Here is a 17,828-nt window from a genome sequence, read left to right as displayed (position 1 = left end):
CTGTCCAATCCGCTCAGGACCATCTCGGGGAACCCGATCACGAGCGCGACCATGATGAGCTGAATGCACACAAACGGAACGGCGCCCCAGTAGATCTGTCCGGTGGTGACCGGAGCGATCATCTTGCCGGTGATCTTGTCCACATACTCGGACCGCGGCGCCACGCTGCGGAGATAGAACAGCGCGAAGCCGAACGGCGGGTGCATGAACGACGTCTGCATGTTCACGCCCAGCAGAACGCCGAACCAGATCAGGTCGATGCCCAGCTTTTCGGCCACCGGCCCCAGCAGCGGCACGATGATGAAGGCCAGCTCGAAGAAGTCGAGGAAGAAGGCCAGGACGAAGACCAGGATGTTGACGACGATCAGGAAGCCCAGCGCGCCGCCCGGCAGGCCGGTCAGCAGGTGCTCCACCCACAGATCGCCGTTCACCGCGCGGAAGACGAGGCCGAACACGGTCGAGCCGATCAGGATAAACACCACGAAGGTGGACAGCTTGGCCGTGGTGTCCATGGCCTGCATCATCAGCGACCACGACAGCTTGCGCTTGGCCAGCGCCAGGATGAGCGCGCCGGCGGCACCCATGGCGCCGCCCTCCGTCGGCGTGGCGATGCCCAGGAAGATGGTGCCCAGCACCAGGAAGATCAGCACCAGCGGCGGCACCAGCGAGACGATGACGCGCACCAGAAGCTGCACGCCGCGCAGAGACCGCGCCTCCAGCGGCAGGGCCGGGGCGGCTTCCGGCTTGAAGATCGTCACCAGCATGATGAAGCCGGCGTACAGGGCGGTCAGCACGAGGCCGGGGAACAGCGCGCCCGCGTACATGTCGCCGACCGAGCGGCCGAGCTGGTCGGCCAGGATGATCAGCACCAGCGACGGCGGGATGATCTGCGCCAGTGTGCCCGACGCCGCGATGACGCCGGTGGCGATCCGCCGGTCGTAGCCGTAGCGCAGCATGATCGGCAGCGAGATCAGGCCCATGGAGATGACCGAGGCGGCCACCACGCCCGTGGTGGCGGCCAGCAGCGCGCCCACGAAGATGACGGCGTAGGCAAGACCGCCGCGCAGCGGCCCGAACAGCTGGCCGATGGTGTCCAGCAGGTCTTCCGCCATGCCCGACCGTTCGAGGATCAGGCCCATGAAGGTGAAGAACGGGATGGCCAGCAGCGTGTCGTTCTGCATGATGCCGAACACGCGTTCGGGCAGCGCCTGGAACAGGACGGGGGCGAGCAGCCCCAGCTTGATGCCGATCAGGCCGAAGACGAGGCCGTTCGCGGCCAGCGCGAAGGCGACGGGGAATCCGAGGAGCAGGAAGACGACGAGCGCCGCGAACATCAGCGGCGCCATGTTTTCGATCAGGAAGGCGGTCATTGGTGTGTTTCCCCCGTGCTCACGAATGGCCGTGCATTTTGTCGCCGGGCTCGTCACGCAGGCCCATGAGGAAGGCGATGCGCTTGATGAGCTCCGACACGCCCTGCAGGGTGAGCAGGAGGAAGCCGACGGGGATCAGAACCTTGACCGGCCAGCGGATCAGGCCGCCCGCGTTGTTGGACATCTCGTTGTGGATGTAGGAGTCCCAGAACATCGGCCAGGACAGCGCCATGATCAGGATGGCCATGGGGAACATGAAGACGATGAAGCCGAAGACGTCGATCCAGGCCTGCGTGCGCTTGCTGAACCGTCCGATGACGACGTCGATGCGGATGTGTTCGTTGCGCAGCAGCGTATAGCCGGCGCACAGCAGGAACACGGCCGAGAAAAGGTACCATTGCAGCTCCAGCCAGGCGTTCGAGCTGGTGCTGAAAGCATAACGGACGGTGGCGTTGCCGGCGCTGATGATCACAGCAACCAGCACGAGCCAATAGACAAGGCGACCGATGCCCTCGTTGATGGCGTCGATCACCCTGCTCAAGCCAAGCAGAGCAGTCAAAGGCGGATCTCCCTGTTCCCTTCCGACGGGCTGAGCCCGTTCGATTATTCCCGTCGCCGGTTACCATTTCGTGTGCACCGGCCCAGGGAATACCCTACGCGGTCATCCGGACATGGTAGTACCAACGATGAAGCCCCGAAGGCAATATTGCCGCGACGCCCAAGCCGCGCAAGCTGCGGAAAGCCCTTAGTCGGACGGCGCGCGCCGGAAGGCGGAACGGGGCAGGCGGAATGGGTCAGGCGGGGTCGGGCAGGCGGTACCAGCCGTCGCGGCCCAGCGCCTCCAGCGGACGGAAGCGTGCCTTGTAGGCCATCTTGCGGCTCTGGGCGATCCAGTAGCCCAGGTAGACGTAGGGCAGGCCTTCCTCCCGCGCCCGCGCGATCAGGCTGAGGATCATGTAGGAGCCTACGCTGCGCCGCTCCTGCTTGGCGTCGTAGAAGCTGTAGACGGCGGAGAAGCCATCCGACAGCCGGTCGGTGAGCATGCAGCCCAGCAGGCGGCCGGTGGACTCGCGTGCCTCGAACACGCTGGTGTCGGCGCGCCCCTCGTCGATCATCGCGGCGAAGTCGGCCATGGCCATGCGCGCCATGTCGGAATCGCCGTGGCGGGAGGATTGGTAGGCGGCGAACAGCCGGTACTGCTCGCCGGTGGCGACGGCCGGTACCTCGGTCAGCGACAGGTCATGGTTGGTGCGCAGCACACGGCGCTGCGAGCGGGTCATCTCGAAGGCCGCCACCGGGATGCGCACCGGCACGCAGGCCGAGCAGGTGGGGCAGACCGGGCGGTAGACGATGTCGTGGCTGCGCCGGAAGCCGGCGCGCGACAGGGTGGAGTTCACCTCCGACGCGTAGGGGCCGGCCAGCCGGGTGAACAGCTTGCGCTCGACCCGGCCCGGCAGGTAGGGGCAGGGCATCGGCCCGGAGCGGAAGAACTGCTGCAGCGGACGTATCTGCGGCTGGATGACCGACATGGAGCCCCTATCGCACCTGCATCTGGGCCGGCAGAGCCGGCTCCTGCCCGAAGAACGCGCGGCCGATCTCGCCGGTGACCCCAGCGTTTCCATCGCCTCGTTGCCGCGACGCAAAGTGTAGCGCGACTTGAGCCCGGTCAACAGCCTGTCGATGTGCCGGACGCCGATGACCGATGATCCCGAAACCCGCGGCATCGGCAGCGCCAAGCGGCGCGCCTACCGGCCCGGCGCCTGCGGCTGGGGCGACTGGCCGCCGGCGGCCGGCGCCGGAGCGGTCTCGCGCAGCAGGACGATGCTGATGCGGCGGTTGCGCGGGCTGCCGGGCTGGTCGGGCACCAGCAGGTCGCGGTCGGCGCGGCCCACCACGTCCTGGATGCGGTTGTCGGCGATGCCGCCGGACTGCAGGGCGCGGCGGGTGGCGTTGGCGCGCTCGGCAGAGAGGTCCCAGTTGTCGCGCGTGCTGCCGGCGGCGAAGGGTGTGCCGTCGGTGTGGCCGCTGATAGACAGCTTGTTGGGCAGCTTGGCCAGCGCAGCGCCCACCTGCATGACGAGCTGGCGCGTCTGCGGGTACATCTGGCCGGAGCCGCCGGGGAACATCGAAACGCGGTCCTGGTCGACGATCTGGATGCGCAGCCCTTCCGGCGTCTGGTCGATCATCAGGTTCTGCGCCAGCGGCTCCAGCTCGGGGATCGACTGGATGGCCTGCCGGATCTCGTTGGCGGTCTGCTGGAACTGGCGCGCTTCCTTCTGCTGCGCCTGCAGGTTCTCCACCGCCTCGCTCACGCGCTCGGCGAAGTCGGCCAGCTTCTCGCCCAGCTTTTGACCCGGCACGCCCATCTGCTTGGCCAACTGCTCCAGGCGCTGCTGGTACTCCATGCGGTTTTCGTTCGGGCGCTGCTCGGCCGGCATCTCGGCGCCGGTGCCTGGACCCGACGCGTTGGGCTCGCCCACCTCGGTCACCGCCTCCTCCGGCGCCTGCGCCGCCTGCCCGGGCGGGCCGGAGGTCGGCACGTCGGCCGACATGGGCGAGGAGGGGGAGATCTGCGCGCCCGGCACCGTCACCGTCTGGCCGCCCAGCAGGCCGCCGGAGCCCGACGTCTCGCGGCTGACCGAGACCGGGGCGAAGTAGTCGGCGATGCCCTTGCGCTGGTCGGAGGTGGTGACGTTCAGCAGCCACAGCAGCAGGAAGAACGCCATCATCGCGGTGACGAAGTCGGCGTAGGCCACCTTCCACGCGCCGCCGTGATGGCCGCCGTGACCGCCCTTCTTCTTCTTGATGATGATTGGCTGTTCGGTGCCGGCGGGGTTGGCTGCCATGCGTGGGATCGCGATTCCAGGCCGGGATTCTGCGGCGGAAGCCTGCGCGTTCTTCCTTAAGATCCCTTTAACGCACCCGTCGCGGGCTTTTGCCCTTTCGGCCGGCAGTTCCGGCTTGCGCGCCGTGCGGCCGTGCGTTACTCCCGGTTGGTACGCATCGTTCAGCCAGGGCCGCTATGACCATCGACTCTCGGGCGTTCCGCAACGCCCTCGGATGCTTCGCCACCGGCATCACCGTCATCACCACGGTGGAGCCCGATGGAACGCCGGTGGGGGTGACGGTCAATTCCTTCTCCTCGGTGTCGCTGGATCCGCCGCTGGTGCTGTTCTGCCTGGGCCGCGCGTCCCAGTCGCTGGCCGCGTTCGAGAGCGCCGGGGCCTATGCGGTGAACATCCTGGCCGACGACCAGCAGGACCTGTCCAACCGCTTCGCCAATCGCAACCTGCAGGAGCGCTGGGACGGCGTGGCGGCCGAGCGCGGGGAGACCGGCGTGCCGCTGCTCAAGGGCTGCCTCGCCACCATCGAATGCGATCTGGACAAGATGCTGGACGGCGGCGACCACGTGATCCTGGTGGGCCGCGTCCGCCGCCTGGAAAGCCGCGAGGACGGCAAGCCGTTGTTGTACTTCCGCGGTGGGTACAAGGAACTGGGGTAGTTTTTCTTCTCCCGCGGAAGGCGGATATCGGCTGTCCGTAGGTTGGGTTGAGCGCCAGCGAAAACCCAACGAGCCTGCTGTGCGTGGAATGTTGGGTCTTGACCCAACCTACGATTTTCTTTCTGGTGGCTACGACACATCCACCATCAGCTCCGTCGGGAACCCCGCGCCGGTGAGCTTGTCGACGATCTGCTGGACGTGCAGGCGGTCGCGGGTTTCCAGGATCACGTCGATCTCCGCCATCTTCACCGGCACGTCGTGGAACAGGCGCTGGTGGTAGATCTCCACGATGTTGGCGCCGGCCTCGCCCAGGATGCGCGTCACCTTGGCCAGCGCGCCGGGCGCGTCGGTCAGGCCGATGCGCAGGCGCACAACGCGCCCCTCCACCACCAGCCCCCGCATCAGCACCTGCGCCAGCAGCCGCGCGTCGATGTTGCCGCCGGACACCAGCAGGCCCACCCGCTTGCCGCGGAACCGGTCTGGCTCGGTCATCACGGCGGCCAGCGCCGCGGCTCCCGCCCCCTCGGCCACCAGCTTCTGCACGGTCACCATGCGATAGACGGCGGTCTCCAGCGCCTCCTCGCTGACCAGCAGGATGTCGTCCACGTGGCGGCGCACCATCTCCAGCGTCAGGGAGCCGGGCGCCTTCACCGCGATGCCTTCGGCAATCGTGACGCCGCCGCAGGATATCGCCTGCCCGTGCAGCGCCTGGCGCATGGACGGGTACATGGCGCACTCCACGCCCACCACCCGGATGCCGGGCTTCAGGCCCTTGGCCGCTGCGGCGATCCCGGCGATCAGGCCGCCGCCGCCCACCGGCACCACCAGCACGTCCAGGTCCGGCACCGCCTCCAGGAACTCCAGCCCGGCGGTGCCCTGGCCGGCGGCGACCAGGGGGTCGTCGTAGGGGTGGACGAAGCACAGCCCCTCGCGCGCCGCCAGATCCTGGGCGAAGGCGGCGGCCTCGCTCAGCGTCTCGCCCTCCAGCACCACGCGGGCGCCGAAGCTCTCTGTCCGCTCGACCTTGGTGAAGGGGGTGAAGCTGGGCATGACGATGGTGGCGGCGATGCCCAGCCGCTGGGCGTGGCAGGCCACCGCCTGCGCGTGGTTGCCGGCGGACATGGCGACGACGCCGGCCGTGCGCTCGGCATCATTCAGCGCCAGCAGCTTGTTCAGGGCGCCTCGCTCCTTGAAGGAGCCGGTGAGCTGCTGGTTCTCCAGCTTCAGGAACACCGTGCAGCCGGCCATCTCGGACAGCCGCGGCGCCGGTTCGGCCGGGGTGCGGGCGATGCGGCCGTCCAGCCGTTCGGCGGCGGCGCGCACGTCCTCTAAGGTGATGCTGGTCATGGCGTGCGGCCTCCGCTGGGGGTGTCGGGCTGGAGCGTGAGTTCGCGCGCACCGCGCGCCGCCAGCGTGCCGGGGTCGCCGGTCAGCCGCACGGTGCCGCCGTCGCGCCAGCGCGCGACGAAGTCGCCCCAATGCGGCGAGAACGGGTTACCCGACTGCCCCGTGGCGATGACGTAGCGGGAGTTGCCGAGGTCGGCGAGGTCGTACACGGCCCGGTACCCCGCCCCGTGCACGTCGGCGAACGGCGCCTCGGTGTTGGAATAACGGGTGGTCGCGCGGTTGACGGTGGTGGTGCTGCCGTCCGTCGGCGTGGCGAGGCTGGCGAGGCGCCCCAGCCCCGGCACCCGGCCCAGCACCGCGTGCGCCAGCGGCGCCACGTGCGCGTCGCCCCAGCGCCACGCCGCGATGTCGCCGCCGTGCTTCTCCTTCAACTCCCCCAGCGCCCGGTCGAGGGAGCGGGCGAGCATGTCGGCACAGGTTTCGGCGGCCGGCGTGCCGGCGTCGTCGCACCAGCGGGGGGCGGTGGACAGCACGTGGTGCACGGTGCGCGGGCGGTTCCAGAAGTACTCGCCGAACAGCGGCCCCAACTCGTCGGCGAAGAGGGCGCGGGACAGGCTGCGCAGCCACGCCTCGAACAGCAGCGGCTCCGGCCGGTCGCGGCGCATGGCGAAGTCCCAGGCCTTCAGCCGCTCCACCGCCTGTCTGGCCAGCGGGTCGGTGACCGGGGCGGCCAGCATCAGCGGCAGCAGGTCGCGGGCGGCCAGCGACACGCTGTCCATCTGCTGGGCGACGACGTCCTCCACCGTGTGGCGGTCCTTGCGCAGCAGTTCGGCGATGCGGGTGGCGCGGTAGGGATCGGGCCAGTCGACGGTGAGGACGTGCGGGTAGTCGGGCCCGACGACGGCGTTGTTGGCGTTGACGAACTGGCCGGAGTCCGGGTTCTGCGCCTGCGGCAGCGCGTCGAACGGGACGACGCCGGTCCAGTCGTACTCGCCCGTCCACCCCGGCACCGGCACGCGCCCGTCGCCCTTCCGGCGCACCGGGACGAGGCCGGGGGCGATGAAGCCGACGGCGCCTTCGGTGTCGGCGTAGACGACGTTCTGCTGCGGCGACTGATGCAGGAACAGCGCCTCGCGCACCTCGGCGGCGGAGCGGGCGCGGTTCAGGCGGTACAGCGCCTCGGCCGAGGTGTCGCGCTCGCCCAGGCCGGTGAAGGCCAGCGCCAACACGTGGCCGGGCGGCGTGGCGTCGTCGTTGCCGTCCAGGCCGCTCAGCACCGGACCGTGCCGCGTGCGGCGCACCGTCAGCACCTCGTCCGGCTGGCCGGCGACGGCGATCGTCTCCTTGCGGGTGGCGAAGGGCTCGGCACCGGCCGGCGTCAGGTAGCGGTTTGGGTCCTGCGGGTCCAGCTTCTCGACGAACAGGTCCTGCACGTCGCTGTGCGTGTTGGTGAAGCCCCAGGCGACATGGCCGTTGTGGCCCAGCGGGTGGAACGGCACGCCGGGCGCGGTGGCGCCGGCAATCGTGAACGTCGGCGTGACGATGCGCGCGAGGTACCAGAGGATCGGCGCCTCCAGCCCCAAATGCGGGTCGTTGGCGAGGATCGGCTTGCCGGTGCTGGTGCGCGTGCCGGCCAGCACCCATTCGTTGGATGCCTGGTCGAAGCCCAGCGGCGGCGGCAGGGCGGCCAGCATGCGCTCGAAGGGCAGGGCGTCCAGGTCGGCCGCCAGCGTCACCGGCCCGGCCGCGGCGGTGGGCGGGTAGAGGTCCTCCGCCAGTTCCGGCCCCAGACGCTGGAGCACGCGGGCGCGGGTCAATTCCTCCCGATAGTTGCCGGCCAGCTGGAGGGACATCAGCTTGGCCCACACCATGCTGTCGGCCGGCTTCCACGGCTCCGGCGTGTGGCGCAGCAGCTGGAACTCGATGGGCAGCGCCTCCCGCCGCGTCGCGAGGTAGGCGTTGACGCCGGAGGCGTAGGCGTCGAAGGCTTGCCGCACCTCGGCCGACAAGGCTTGCACGCTGCTCTCCGCCTGGGCGTAGAAGCCCAGCGTGCGCATCAGCCGGTCGTAACGCAGCGTCCAGTCGCCGAAGCGGGTGCCGAACAGCTCCGACAGGCGGCCGGAGCCGACGCGGCGCATCATCTCCATCTGCCACAGCCGGTCCTGCGCGTGCACGTAGCCCAGCGCGTAATAGGCGTCCTCCTCCGTGGCGGCGAAGATGTGCGGCACGGCGTCGGCATCGCGCAGCACCTGTACCGGGCGCTGGAGGCCCGGCACGGTGGCCGTGCCTTCGTGCCGCGGCAGCTCGTTCTTCAGCCACAGCCAGCCGCCGCCGGCCAGCACCACCGGCGCCAGCACGAGGACCAGCAGAATCACACCCAGACCGCGAAAGACACGCCGCATGCCGAACCGCCGCTCGTGAACCGTTTCCAAGAGATGGGGCGTGGAAACCCGGCGCAAAGGTTCGCACACCCCCGTCGCGGCGTCACGCGGCGGCGGTGATGATGTCGCGCAGCATGGTGGGCGAGATGGGCTTGTGCACCAGCGTGTGCCCGCTCTGCTGCACCTCGGCGATGCGTTCGGGGTCGGTGTCGCCGGTCAGGACGACGGCGGGCACGCGCACCCCGCACACGCCGTAGATGTCGCGGATCGCCTGCAGGCCCGTGCGCCCCTCGCGCAGGCGGTAGTCGGCGACGATCAGGTTGGGCTGCTGGCCGAGGCTGAGCAACGAATCGACCGCCTGGTCCGCCGACATGGCGGCGACCACGTCGTATCCCCACTCCTCCAGCATCGCGCGCATGCTGAGCAGGATGATGGCGTCGTCGTCCACGACCACCACCAGCCCCTTGCCGGCGGCGCGTGTCGGCGCCTTGCGGGCCGGGCGCGGCATGGCGCGCGGGTGCACCGCCGGGACGGTCAGCACGAAGGCGCTGCCGACGCCGGGGCGGGAGCGCAGCGTCACCGTATGGCCCAGCAGCGCCGCCAGCCGCTTGACGATGGCAAGGCCGAGGCCGAGGCCCTTGCGGCGGTCGCGCTCGGGGTTGGCGAGCTGCGTGAACTCCTGGAACACCTCCTCGTGTTTGGATTCGGGGATGCCGATTCCAGTGTCCGCCACCTCGATGCGCAGCGTGCCGCCGGCCCGGCGGCAGCCCAGCAGGATGGAGCCGCGCTCGGTGTAGCGGATGGCGTTCTCGATCAGGTTGCGGACGATGCGCTCCAGCAGCGCCGGGTCGCTGCGCGTCCACGCCCGCGTCGGCACGAAGCGCAGGCGCAGGCCCGCATCCGCGGCGCGCGGCGCGTATTCGTTGGCCAGCCGGTCCAGCAGGGGGCCGAGCGCGAACTCCGTCACGCTGGGCCGCACCACGCCGGCGTCCAGCTTCGACACGTCGAGCAGGCTGTCCAACAGCGTCTTCAGGCCATCCAGGGATTCGGTCATGCTGGCCAGCAGGTCGGCCGTCGGGTGCCCCTGCAGCTTGTCCGACAGCGCGTGTGCGAAGAAGAACAGCGATTGCAGCGGCTGGCGCAGGTCGTGGCTGGCGGCCGCCAGGAACTTGGTCTTGGCCTGGTCGGCGCGCTCGGCCCGGTCCTTGGCGCGCAGCGCCTCCTCCCGCGCCAGTTCGGCCTCTTCCTTGGCGGTGCGCAGCGCGTCCTCGGCGACCTTGCGGCGGGTGATGTCGCGCATGATGCCGGTGAAGAAGCGCCGCCGCCCGGCCCGCCATTCCGCCACCGACAGGTCGAGCGGGAAGGTGGAACCGTCCTTGCGCCGCCCCTCCACCTCGCGTCCGATGCCGATGATCCGACGTTCGCCGGTCCGGCGGTAGCGCGCGAGGTAGCCGTCGTGCAGGGGGCCGTGCGGGTCGGGCATCAGGATCTTGACGTTGACGCCCACCATCTCTGCGGCCGTGTAGCCGAACGTGGTCTCGGCCGCCCGGTTGAAGGACTGGATGATGCCCATCTCGTCCACCACGACGATCGGGTCCACCGCGGTGTCGACGATGGCGCGGTAGCGCGCCTCCTGCTCCGCCGACTTCTCGGCGGCCAGCCAGCGGTCGACCAGCGACGAGGCCAGCGCCAGCGACAGCAGGAGCAGGGCGCCCGCCCCGGTGATCTCCGCCAGCAGCGGCGTCGACAGGGCAAGCCCCGCGCCGGTGTCCACGGCCGCATGCCCGTGGGGTTCGACGTGCGCCGCCGCCATGCCGACGTAGTGCATGCTGACCACCGCCAGCCCCATCACCAGCGCCCCGCCCAGCCGGTGCCACAGGCGCGTGGCGCGGAACGCCAGCCACAGCGCGGCCGTCGAGGCGGCGACGGCGATCGCCACCGACGCCGCGACCAGCCCGCCGTGGTAGGCCAGCCGCGCCGCCATCTGCATGCCCGCCATGCCGACATAGTGCATGGAGACGATGCCCAGCCCCGTCAGCGTGCCCGCCACCGGCAGCGTGAAGCGCCGGGGCACGGTGCGCGCCACGGCGAACAGCCCGGCGCCGGACACCCCCACCGCCAGCGCGAAGGACAGCGCCGTCAGGCCGATGTCGTAGGAGACGGGCGTGTCCATCCGCAGCGCCAGCATGCCGATGAAGTGCATCGACCAGATGCCGACGCCCAAGGCGAGGGCGGCGGCGGCCAGCCACAGGCTGCGCCGCCGTTCGGCGGTGCGGGCCTGCGCGGTGAGGTCGAGCGCCACGTAGCCGCCGAACACGGCGACCACGAACGACAGCGCGACCAGAAGGGGATCGTAATGACCGGGCATCAACGCGCGAAGAGGTGGCGGGCAGGGATGGCGATAAGTCCCAGCGCCGCGCTGGGGGTTCGGCCACGCTGCCACGCTTGCTATGGATGGCGAAAGACGCCCGAACGGAGTAGGGCGATGGTCGGGGGCGGGGCCCGCCTGCCGGTGGCGGCCTTGCCGGGGCGGCGGGGCGCCCCCATACTCCCGGCCGGGTTCGTGTTTCGAGGGGATTATGCCGTTCACCGTCAAGCCGCTGGCGATCCTCGCCGCCGCCGTGCTCGCCCTGGCTGTTCCGGCCGAGGCGAAGACGCGCCCCGGCGGCGCGTCGGTGGAGCGCGCCAACGGCGTCACCGTCGTGCGCGGGACGGGCGAGCGCGGCACCGGCCGCGCGGCGCAGGTCGCGGCCTTGCCGGCAACCCCGCCGCCACCGCGCAGCGGCACCTTGGCCGCCGACTGCGAGGCGGCGGAGGCCGGCGACGCCGGGGCCGCCTACCGCGTGGCGCGGCGTTACCTGTTCGGCAACGGCGTGGCACGCAGCCAGCGCGTCGGCACCGCGTGGCTGCGCGCCGCCGCCACCCGCGGCCACGCCCAGGCGCAGAAGCTGGTCAAGTACGTGCCCGGCCGCATGGGCCACATCCGCCCCTACTGCCGGCCCGGCGCCGGTCCGGCGCGCACCCCGGTGGCACCGCCGGAGGAGATCGTGCGCATGGTGCGCGACCTTGCCCCCCAGTACGGGCTGGATCCGGCGCTGGTCCTGGCGGTGATCCAGGTGGAAAGCGCCTTCCGCACCGACGCCGTGTCGCCCAAGGAAGCCGCCGGCCTGATGCAGCTGATCCCGGAGACGGCCGATCGCTTCGACGTGCGCGACGTCTTCGATGCACAGGACAACATCCGCGGCGGCATCAAGTACCTGCGCTGGCTGCTGGCCTATTTCCGCGGCGACGTCACGCTGGCGCTGGCCGGCTACAACGCCGGGGAGGGGGCGGTGGACCGATACCGCGGCGTGCCGCCGTACGCGGAGACGCAGGCCTATGTGCAGCTGGTGCGGCGGCTGTATCCGGCCACGGCGCACCCCTACGATCCCAAGGCGGCGGAGCCGTCGCCGCGCCTGCCGAAGCAGACGGCCGAGCTTCCGCGCTGACTTTCGCGCCGGCACGCGCACGCGTACACTGCCGCGAACTCGATAAATGGGAGGGGCGGCGCCATGCCGATGTCCGAACGCAGCTACCTGGGCCTCAGCGCCGCCGGCTTCCACCGCGTCGCCTACACGCAGTGGGGGCGGGACGACGCGCCGCGTACGGCGGTGTGCGTGCACGGGCTGACGCGCAACGGCCGCGACTTCGACCGGCTGGGCCTGGCGCTGGCCGACGGCTGGCGCGTCGCCTGCCCGGACGTGGTCGGACGCGGGCGTAGCGACTGGCTCGCCAACCCCGACTTCTACACCTATCCACAGTACATGGCCGACCTGACCGCGCTGGTCGCGCGGCTGGAGGTCGATCAGGTCGACTGGGTCGGCACCTCCATGGGCGGGCTGCTGGGCATGATCCTGGCAGCACAGCCCAACACGCCCATCCGCCGGCTGGTCATCAACGACGTCGGGCCGCTGGTTGCCAAGGAAGGGCTGCAGCGCATCGCCGACTACGTCGGCAAGGATCCGGTGTTCGACGACATCGCGGCGGTGGAAGGCTATTTGCGCTTCGTCCTCATGGGGTTCGGCACCATGCCGGACGAGGAATGGCGCCACATGGCCGAGCACAGCGCGCGCCGCCGCCCCGACGGCACCTACGGCCTCGCCTACGATCCCGGCATCGCCAAGCCCTTCACCACCCAGCCGGTGGCAGACGTGGACATGTGGGGCGTGTGGGACCGCATCCGCTGCCCGGTGCTGGTGCTGCGCGGCGCCGATTCGGACCTGCTGCTGCCCGAGACGGCGGAGGAGATGAGCCGCCGCGGCCCCGGCGCGCGTGTCGTCGAGGTGCCGCACGCCGCCCACGCGCCCTCGCTGCGCACGGACGAGCAGATCGCCATCGTGCGCGCGTTTTTGGAGGAGGGCTGAGGCGCATCGGCGCATCGCCCGGTTGAAAAGAATACGTTAGGATGATCGCGCCGGAGGCAATTCCGCCGCCGGCTATTCGGAGGGAAAGACGATGCGAAAGCTCAGTCTGACCCTGTGGGTGAAAATAAGGGCGATGGGAGTCACGATCCACATCGCCCTTGAAATAGCCTGACAGGTGGGCAGTCAGGGGAAACCCTGGCTGCTCACCCTCCGATAATAGGGAGATCGGCATGGCACGACAAGTGTCCGGCGCCTTGGGCGCGGTCGGCATGGCGGTGCTGGTCGGGATCGTGCTCGGCCTCGTGCTGCTGGTGACGTCGGGGGTGCTGCTGGCGCTCGCGGTGGCGCTGCCGATCGCCATCGTGGTGGCGGTGGTCGCCGCCGTGCTTTCGGGACGGTCCACCGTGCGCATCGTGCGCCGTGACGACTGATCCGTGATGACTGATCCGTGACGAGCGGGCGCGGGCGTCCTATAAGGGCGGCATGACCGACGCCGCCTTCGATCCCCACAGCCTGCCGCCGCTGCGCGACGTGATCGCCCAGCACGGCCTCGCCGCGCGCAAGGCGCTGGGGCAGAACTTCCTGCTCGACCTCAACCTGACCGGGCGCATCGCGCGCTCCGCCGGCGACCTGACCGGCGTCACCGTCGTGGAGGTCGGCCCCGGCCCCGGCGGCCTGACCCGCGCGCTGGTCGCCAGCAACGCCAAGGCGGTGATCGCCATCGAGCGCGACCAGCGCTTCATCGCCGCGCTGCAGGACCTCGTCGACGCGGCGAACGGCCGGCTGACCATCATCGAGGCGGACGCGCTGGACGTCGACCCGGTGGACATCGCCCCGGCACCGCGCGCCATCGCCGCCAACCTGCCCTACAACGTGGCGACCCCGCTGCTGATCGGCTGGCTGAAGCGGATTACCGAATACGTCAGCCTGACTCTGATGTTCCAGAAGGAGGTCGCCGACCGCCTCGTCGCCCGGCCGGGCACCAAGGCGTACGGGCGGCTGTCGGTGATCACCCAGTGGTGCGCCGACGCGCGCGTGCAGTTCAACCTGCCGCCCCGCGCCTTCACCCCGCCGCCCAAGGTGGAATCCGCCGTGGTCCACCTGACGCCGCGCGCCAACCCGGAGCCGGCCGAGTGGGCGGCCATGGAGGCGGTGACCGCCGCCGCCTTCGGCCAGCGCCGCAAGATGCTGCGCCAGAGCCTCAAGTCGCTGGGCAACGCCGAGGCCCTGCTGGCCGAGGCCGGCCTGACGCCCACCGCGCGCGCCGAGGAGATCGACGTGCCGGGCTTCGCCGCCTTGGCGCGGGCGCACGCGGCCGGTGTGGGCAAGCGGGCGTAGGCCGGGGACGCAGTTGCCGCAATAATGCCACGGCTTCTTGGTTAACGTCGCTGTCCCGCGGCTTCGGCCGTGCACGAAGACCAAGAAAGGACACGCGCCATGGCCGGCACGACCATCGTCGGGCAGACGGGCAACCCCGCCATCGACACGCTGCTGGAAGGCGTGAAGTGGGACACGGCGACGCTCACCTACGGTTTCCCCACCGCGGCGTCGCGGTGGACCGACTATTCCGCGGGCAGCGAGCCGTTCACCGGGTTCACCGCGCTGAACGCCCAGCAGCAGGGCGCCACGGCGGCGGCGCTGGCGTCGTGGGCAAAGGTCGCGAACCTGAACTTCGTTCCGGCGTCGGAGCCGGCGGCGGTGGCCGACCTGCGCTTCGCCGGGACCAGCGGCGTCGGCACCGCGCATTCCTATTACCCGTCGGGATCGGACATCGGCGGCGACACATGGTTCGGCACGCGCCTGTCCGGCGACGCCGCATGGACGCCGGGCGACTACGACTTCTTCACCGCGGTGCACGAGATCGGCCACTCGCTGGGCCTGAAGCACCCGCACGAGGCGGCGCAGTTCGGCTCCGGCGGCGTGGCGGACGCCAGCCTGGACGCCATGGAACTGACGGTGATGAGCTACCGCTCGTTTCCTGAGGCGTCGCTCAGCACCGGCATCACCGTGCAGCCCGGTTCCTTCGCCAAGGGGCCGATGCTCGACGACATCGCCGCGATCCAGAAGCTGTACGGCGCCAACTTCGCCACCAACGCGGGCGACACGCTGTACCGCTTCGCGCCGGGGCAGGGGATCATCTTCGAGACCACCTGGGACGGCGGCGGCACGGACACCTACGACCTGTCCGCCTACACCACCGCCGTCACCGTCAACCTGATGCCCGGTGGTTGGAGCACCTTCTCCACCGCACAGCTGGCGCGGCTCGACCAGACCAACCTGTCGACGCTGGCGCGCGGCAACGTCGCCAACGCCTATCTGCCGGACGGCGACGCGCGCGCGCTGATCGAGAACGCCGTGGCCGGCGGCGGCAACGACGCGCTGGCCGGCAACGACGGCGCCAACACGCTGACCGGCAACGCCGGCAGCGACACGGTGACGGGCGCGGGCGGCGCCGACGCGCTGTTCGGCAACCAGGGCAGCGACGCGCTGCAGGGCGACGCCGGGGCCGACACGCTGTTCGGCGGGCAGGACGGCGACGTCCTGTTCGGCGGCGACGACGCCGACGCGCTGTACGGCAACATGGCGGGCGACCGGATCTACGGCGGCGCGGACGCCGACGCGCTGTTCGGCGGGCAAGGGGACGACCTGCTGCTCGGCGAGGCCGGCGACGACGTGCTGGCCGGCAACCTGGGCGTCGACACGCTGTACGGCGGTGCCGGGGCCGACCGTTTCCTCGCCGGCAGCGAGGACGTGGTGGCCGACTTCAACGCCGCCGAGGGCGACACCATGCAGACGGCCGCCGCCGCGCCCTGGACCGTGGGCTCCGCCGACGGCAACGCGGTCATTACGCTCGCCGGCGGCGGCACGGTGACGCTGCTGGGCGTGCCGCCGTCCGCGGTCCACGACGGCTTCTTCGTGACGGGGTGAGGGTGGCGGGAATGCCCTTAGCCATAGTGGGGCCTGCCTGAAGGGACACCGGCTACTCTCCTGAATGCGCCGCGCTCTGGCCGTAAGAGGCTGAGAGATGATCGGCGCGCCTGTCTATGGTGTCTACAAGATGGTGTCGGCTCAATCCCGATGCCACCATGTCAGCTCCGGGGCGTTTTGCTCGCCGAATCCTTGCGGCGGACGCTCTGGCTTTGCCTGACGCTCGCAATTGTTCATAACGACGGCGCCTGTCATTTGGCCTTTCGTGCCGACACGGCAGCGCCCTCAACCAGCCCTGTTGCGGTCACTCGGTCTCATTGCCTGAGGCCGAACCGCAATCCTTGCGCCCGCGCCGGGCCGCACGTCCGCCACGCCACCCGACCCGGCCCGGCCAGAGAAGGGCTCTGGAGGGGCACACCATGCAGATTCGCACCTTCGACGGCTCCGACAACAGCCGCGCCCATCCCGATTTCAACGCCACGGGCTCCGCGCTGACGCGCATCGCCGATGCCCGCTACGCCGACGGCGTCTCGACCCTCGTCGGCGGCCCCAACCCCCGCACGGTCAGCAACCTCGTCGTCGGGGAGGGCGACCCGGCCGTCGGCAACCTGGAAGGGGTCTCGGGCATGATGTACGCCTGGGGCCAGTTCGTTGACCACGACATCAGCGAGACGGTGTCCGACGGCATGACGCGCATCGACGTCGCCATCCCCGACGGCGACCCGGACCTGCCGTCCGGCGGCACGATCCCCTTGACCCGGGTGGAGACCGACCCGGACAGCGGCGTCGGAACCGGCACCCCGGCCATTGCCGTCAACGCGGTGACGGGGTGGGAAGACGCCTCCATGGTCTACGGCTCCACGGCCGCGATGGCGGCGCGCCTGCGCCTGCCCGACGGGCACATGAAGACGTCGTCCGGCGACAACCTGCCCATCGCCGACGGGCAGTACCTGGGCGGCGACAGCCGCGCGGCGGAGAACCCGTCGCTGACCGCGTTGCAGACGCTGTTCGTGCGTGAGCACAACTATCAGGTCGACCGGCTGAAGGCCGAAGACCCGGACCTGACCGGCGATCAGCTGTACGATCAGGCGCGCGCCATCGTGACGGCGGAAATCGCCCACATCACCCACGCCGAGTTCCTGCCGCACCTGCTGGGGCCCGGCGCCTTATCGAAATACGATGGCTACGATCCCTCCGTCGATCCGCGCATCACCGCGGAGTTCGCTGGGGCCGCCTTCCGCTTCGGGCACTCCATGGTCTCGGCCGAGACGGAGCGGCTGGGGGAGCAGGGGCAGGTGGTCGGGCCGGCCAGCGAACTGCGCGACACCTTCTTCATGCAGCCGTCCGCGTTCGCCGCGCATTCCGGCGCCGACGGCTTTCTGCGGCATCTGGCGGCCGACCTGTCGCAGGCCATGGACGCCCGCATCGTCGAGGATCTGCGCAACTTCCTGTTCGACCCGCCGGTGGCCAGCGACCTTGCCGCCATCAACATCCAGCGCGGCCGCGACATGGGGCTGGAGACCCTGAACGGCACCCGCGAGGCGTTGGGCATGAAGCCCTACGACGACTTCGCGGATATCACCGGCGACGCGGCCACCGTGGCGGCGCTGAAACAGGCCTTCAAGACGATCGACGAGGTCGATCTGTGGACCGGCGGTCTGGCCGAGGGGCACGCGGACGGTGCCGTCGTCGGCCCGACCTTCCAGCGGATCATCGCCGACCAGTTCGAGGCCCTGCGCGACGGCGACCGCCTCTGGTACCAGAACCAGGGCTTCGACAAGGAAACGCTGGCCGAGATCGAGAACACGACGCTGGCCGACATCATCCTGCGCAACACGGACACCGAGCACATCCAGGACGACGTGTTCGTCTTCGTCGAGCGGCGCCGCAACGACGC

At 70.4% G+C, this 17,828-nt stretch carries 14 protein-coding genes; 7 read left to right on the top strand and 7 right to left on the bottom strand.

Features of this window, described 5'->3' with window-relative positions:
* The 4 genes from VED21_RS30850 to VED21_RS30835 all read right to left on the bottom strand — a co-directional run.
* The coding region (locus VED21_RS30850; protein ID WP_324889378.1) for a TRAP transporter large permease subunit at nucleotides 1-1,370 on the bottom strand (1,370 nt) is incomplete at its 3' end.
* Between the two features lie 19 nt (nucleotides 1,371-1,389).
* On the bottom strand, nucleotides 1,390-1,929 hold the full coding sequence (locus tag VED21_RS30845) for a TRAP transporter small permease subunit (RefSeq protein ID WP_324889376.1): 540 nt from the start codon (nucleotides 1,927-1,929) through the stop codon (nucleotides 1,390-1,392).
* A 235-nt stretch (nucleotides 1,930-2,164) separates the two neighbouring features.
* The gene (locus tag VED21_RS30840) at nucleotides 2,165-2,899 is read right to left on the bottom strand and encodes an arginyltransferase (RefSeq protein ID WP_324889374.1); all 735 of its coding nucleotides are present in this window, start codon (nucleotides 2,897-2,899) and stop codon (nucleotides 2,165-2,167) included.
* 216 nt (nucleotides 2,900-3,115) lie between these two features.
* Complete coding sequence (locus VED21_RS30835) at nucleotides 3,116-4,216, bottom strand: flagellar motor protein MotB (protein WP_324889372.1); 1,101 nt, start codon at nucleotides 4,214-4,216, stop codon at nucleotides 3,116-3,118.
* A 176-nt stretch (nucleotides 4,217-4,392) separates the two neighbouring features.
* Between VED21_RS30835 and VED21_RS30830 the strand changes: the two genes are divergently transcribed.
* A complete protein-coding gene (locus VED21_RS30830; RefSeq protein WP_324889370.1) occupies nucleotides 4,393-4,872 on the top strand; it encodes a flavin reductase family protein in 480 nt (159 codons plus the stop codon).
* 129 nt (nucleotides 4,873-5,001) lie between these two features.
* Here VED21_RS30830 and VED21_RS30825 read toward each other — a convergent pair whose 3' ends face one another.
* The 3 genes from VED21_RS30825 to VED21_RS30815 form a co-directional block, all read right to left on the bottom strand.
* Nucleotides 5,002-6,219 carry a threonine ammonia-lyase gene (locus VED21_RS30825; protein WP_324889368.1) on the bottom strand — a complete coding sequence of 406 codons (1,218 nt, stop codon included), beginning with the start codon at nucleotides 6,217-6,219 and terminating at the stop codon, nucleotides 5,002-5,004.
* Nucleotides 6,216-8,621, bottom strand: a complete 2,406-nt coding sequence (locus tag VED21_RS30820; protein ID WP_324889366.1) for a penicillin acylase family protein — start codon at nucleotides 8,619-8,621, stop codon at nucleotides 6,216-6,218. The genes VED21_RS30825 and VED21_RS30820 overlap by 4 nt, the downstream gene beginning before the upstream one ends.
* A gap of 82 nt (nucleotides 8,622-8,703) precedes the next feature.
* The gene (locus tag VED21_RS30815) at nucleotides 8,704-10,968 is read right to left on the bottom strand and encodes a hybrid sensor histidine kinase/response regulator (RefSeq protein ID WP_324889364.1); all 2,265 of its coding nucleotides are present in this window, start codon (nucleotides 10,966-10,968) and stop codon (nucleotides 8,704-8,706) included.
* A 211-nt stretch (nucleotides 10,969-11,179) separates the two neighbouring features.
* Between VED21_RS30815 and VED21_RS30810 the strand changes: the two genes are divergently transcribed.
* From VED21_RS30810 to VED21_RS30785, 6 genes are all read left to right on the top strand, one after another.
* Nucleotides 11,180-12,088, top strand: coding sequence for a lytic transglycosylase domain-containing protein (locus VED21_RS30810; protein WP_324889362.1), 909 nt, complete (start codon nucleotides 11,180-11,182; stop codon nucleotides 12,086-12,088).
* 63 nt (nucleotides 12,089-12,151) lie between these two features.
* A complete protein-coding gene (locus VED21_RS30805; protein ID WP_324889360.1) occupies nucleotides 12,152-13,003 on the top strand; it encodes an alpha/beta hydrolase in 852 nt (283 codons plus the stop codon).
* 230 nt (nucleotides 13,004-13,233) lie between these two features.
* The gene (locus tag VED21_RS30800) at nucleotides 13,234-13,434 is read left to right on the top strand and encodes a hypothetical protein (protein ID WP_324889358.1); all 201 of its coding nucleotides are present in this window, start codon (nucleotides 13,234-13,236) and stop codon (nucleotides 13,432-13,434) included.
* Nucleotides 13,435-13,486: 52 nt separating this feature from the next.
* Nucleotides 13,487-14,341, top strand: coding sequence for a 16S rRNA (adenine(1518)-N(6)/adenine(1519)-N(6))-dimethyltransferase RsmA (gene rsmA, locus VED21_RS30795; protein WP_324889356.1), 855 nt, complete (start codon nucleotides 13,487-13,489; stop codon nucleotides 14,339-14,341).
* 99 nt (nucleotides 14,342-14,440) lie between these two features.
* On the top strand, nucleotides 14,441-15,931 hold the full coding sequence (locus VED21_RS30790; RefSeq protein WP_324889354.1) for a matrixin family metalloprotease: 1,491 nt from the start codon (nucleotides 14,441-14,443) through the stop codon (nucleotides 15,929-15,931).
* Nucleotides 15,932-16,350: 419 nt separating this feature from the next.
* The coding region (locus VED21_RS30785) for a peroxidase family protein (protein ID WP_324889352.1) at nucleotides 16,351-17,828 on the top strand (1,478 nt) is incomplete at its 3' end.

Origin of the sequence: Azospirillum sp. (genome assembly GCF_035627195.1) — a bacterium.
Taxonomy (GTDB): domain Bacteria; phylum Pseudomonadota; class Alphaproteobacteria; order Azospirillales; family Azospirillaceae; genus Azospirillum.
The sequence above is the reverse complement of the archived record's forward strand: the minus strand, read 5'-3'. Positions and strand labels throughout refer to the sequence as shown.

Bases quoted from the DNA above. Each gene is read 5' to 3' on its own strand.
- VED21_RS30820 (WP_324889366.1), bottom strand. From the start codon at position 8,621: ATGCGGCGTGTCTTTCGCGGTCTGGGTGTGATTCTGCTGGTCCTCGTG.
- VED21_RS30800 (WP_324889358.1), top strand. From the start codon at position 13,234: ATGGCACGACAAGTGTCCGGCGCCTTGGGCGCGGTCGGCATGGCGGTG.
- VED21_RS30810 (WP_324889362.1), top strand. From the start codon at position 11,180: ATGCCGTTCACCGTCAAGCCGCTGGCGATCCTCGCCGCCGCCGTGCTC.
- VED21_RS30835 (WP_324889372.1), bottom strand. From the start codon at position 4,216: ATGGCAGCCAACCCCGCCGGCACCGAACAGCCAATCATCATCAAGAAG.
- VED21_RS30790 (WP_324889354.1), top strand. From the start codon at position 14,441: ATGGCCGGCACGACCATCGTCGGGCAGACGGGCAACCCCGCCATCGAC.
- VED21_RS30825 (WP_324889368.1), bottom strand. From the start codon at position 6,219: ATGACCAGCATCACCTTAGAGGACGTGCGCGCCGCCGCCGAACGGCTG.
- rsmA (WP_324889356.1), top strand. From the start codon at position 13,487: ATGACCGACGCCGCCTTCGATCCCCACAGCCTGCCGCCGCTGCGCGAC.
- VED21_RS30830 (WP_324889370.1), top strand. From the start codon at position 4,393: ATGACCATCGACTCTCGGGCGTTCCGCAACGCCCTCGGATGCTTCGCC.
- VED21_RS30815 (WP_324889364.1), bottom strand. From the start codon at position 10,968: ATGCCCGGTCATTACGATCCCCTTCTGGTCGCGCTGTCGTTCGTGGTC.
- VED21_RS30840 (WP_324889374.1), bottom strand. From the start codon at position 2,899: ATGTCGGTCATCCAGCCGCAGATACGTCCGCTGCAGCAGTTCTTCCGC.
- VED21_RS30805 (WP_324889360.1), top strand. From the start codon at position 12,152: ATGCCGATGTCCGAACGCAGCTACCTGGGCCTCAGCGCCGCCGGCTTC.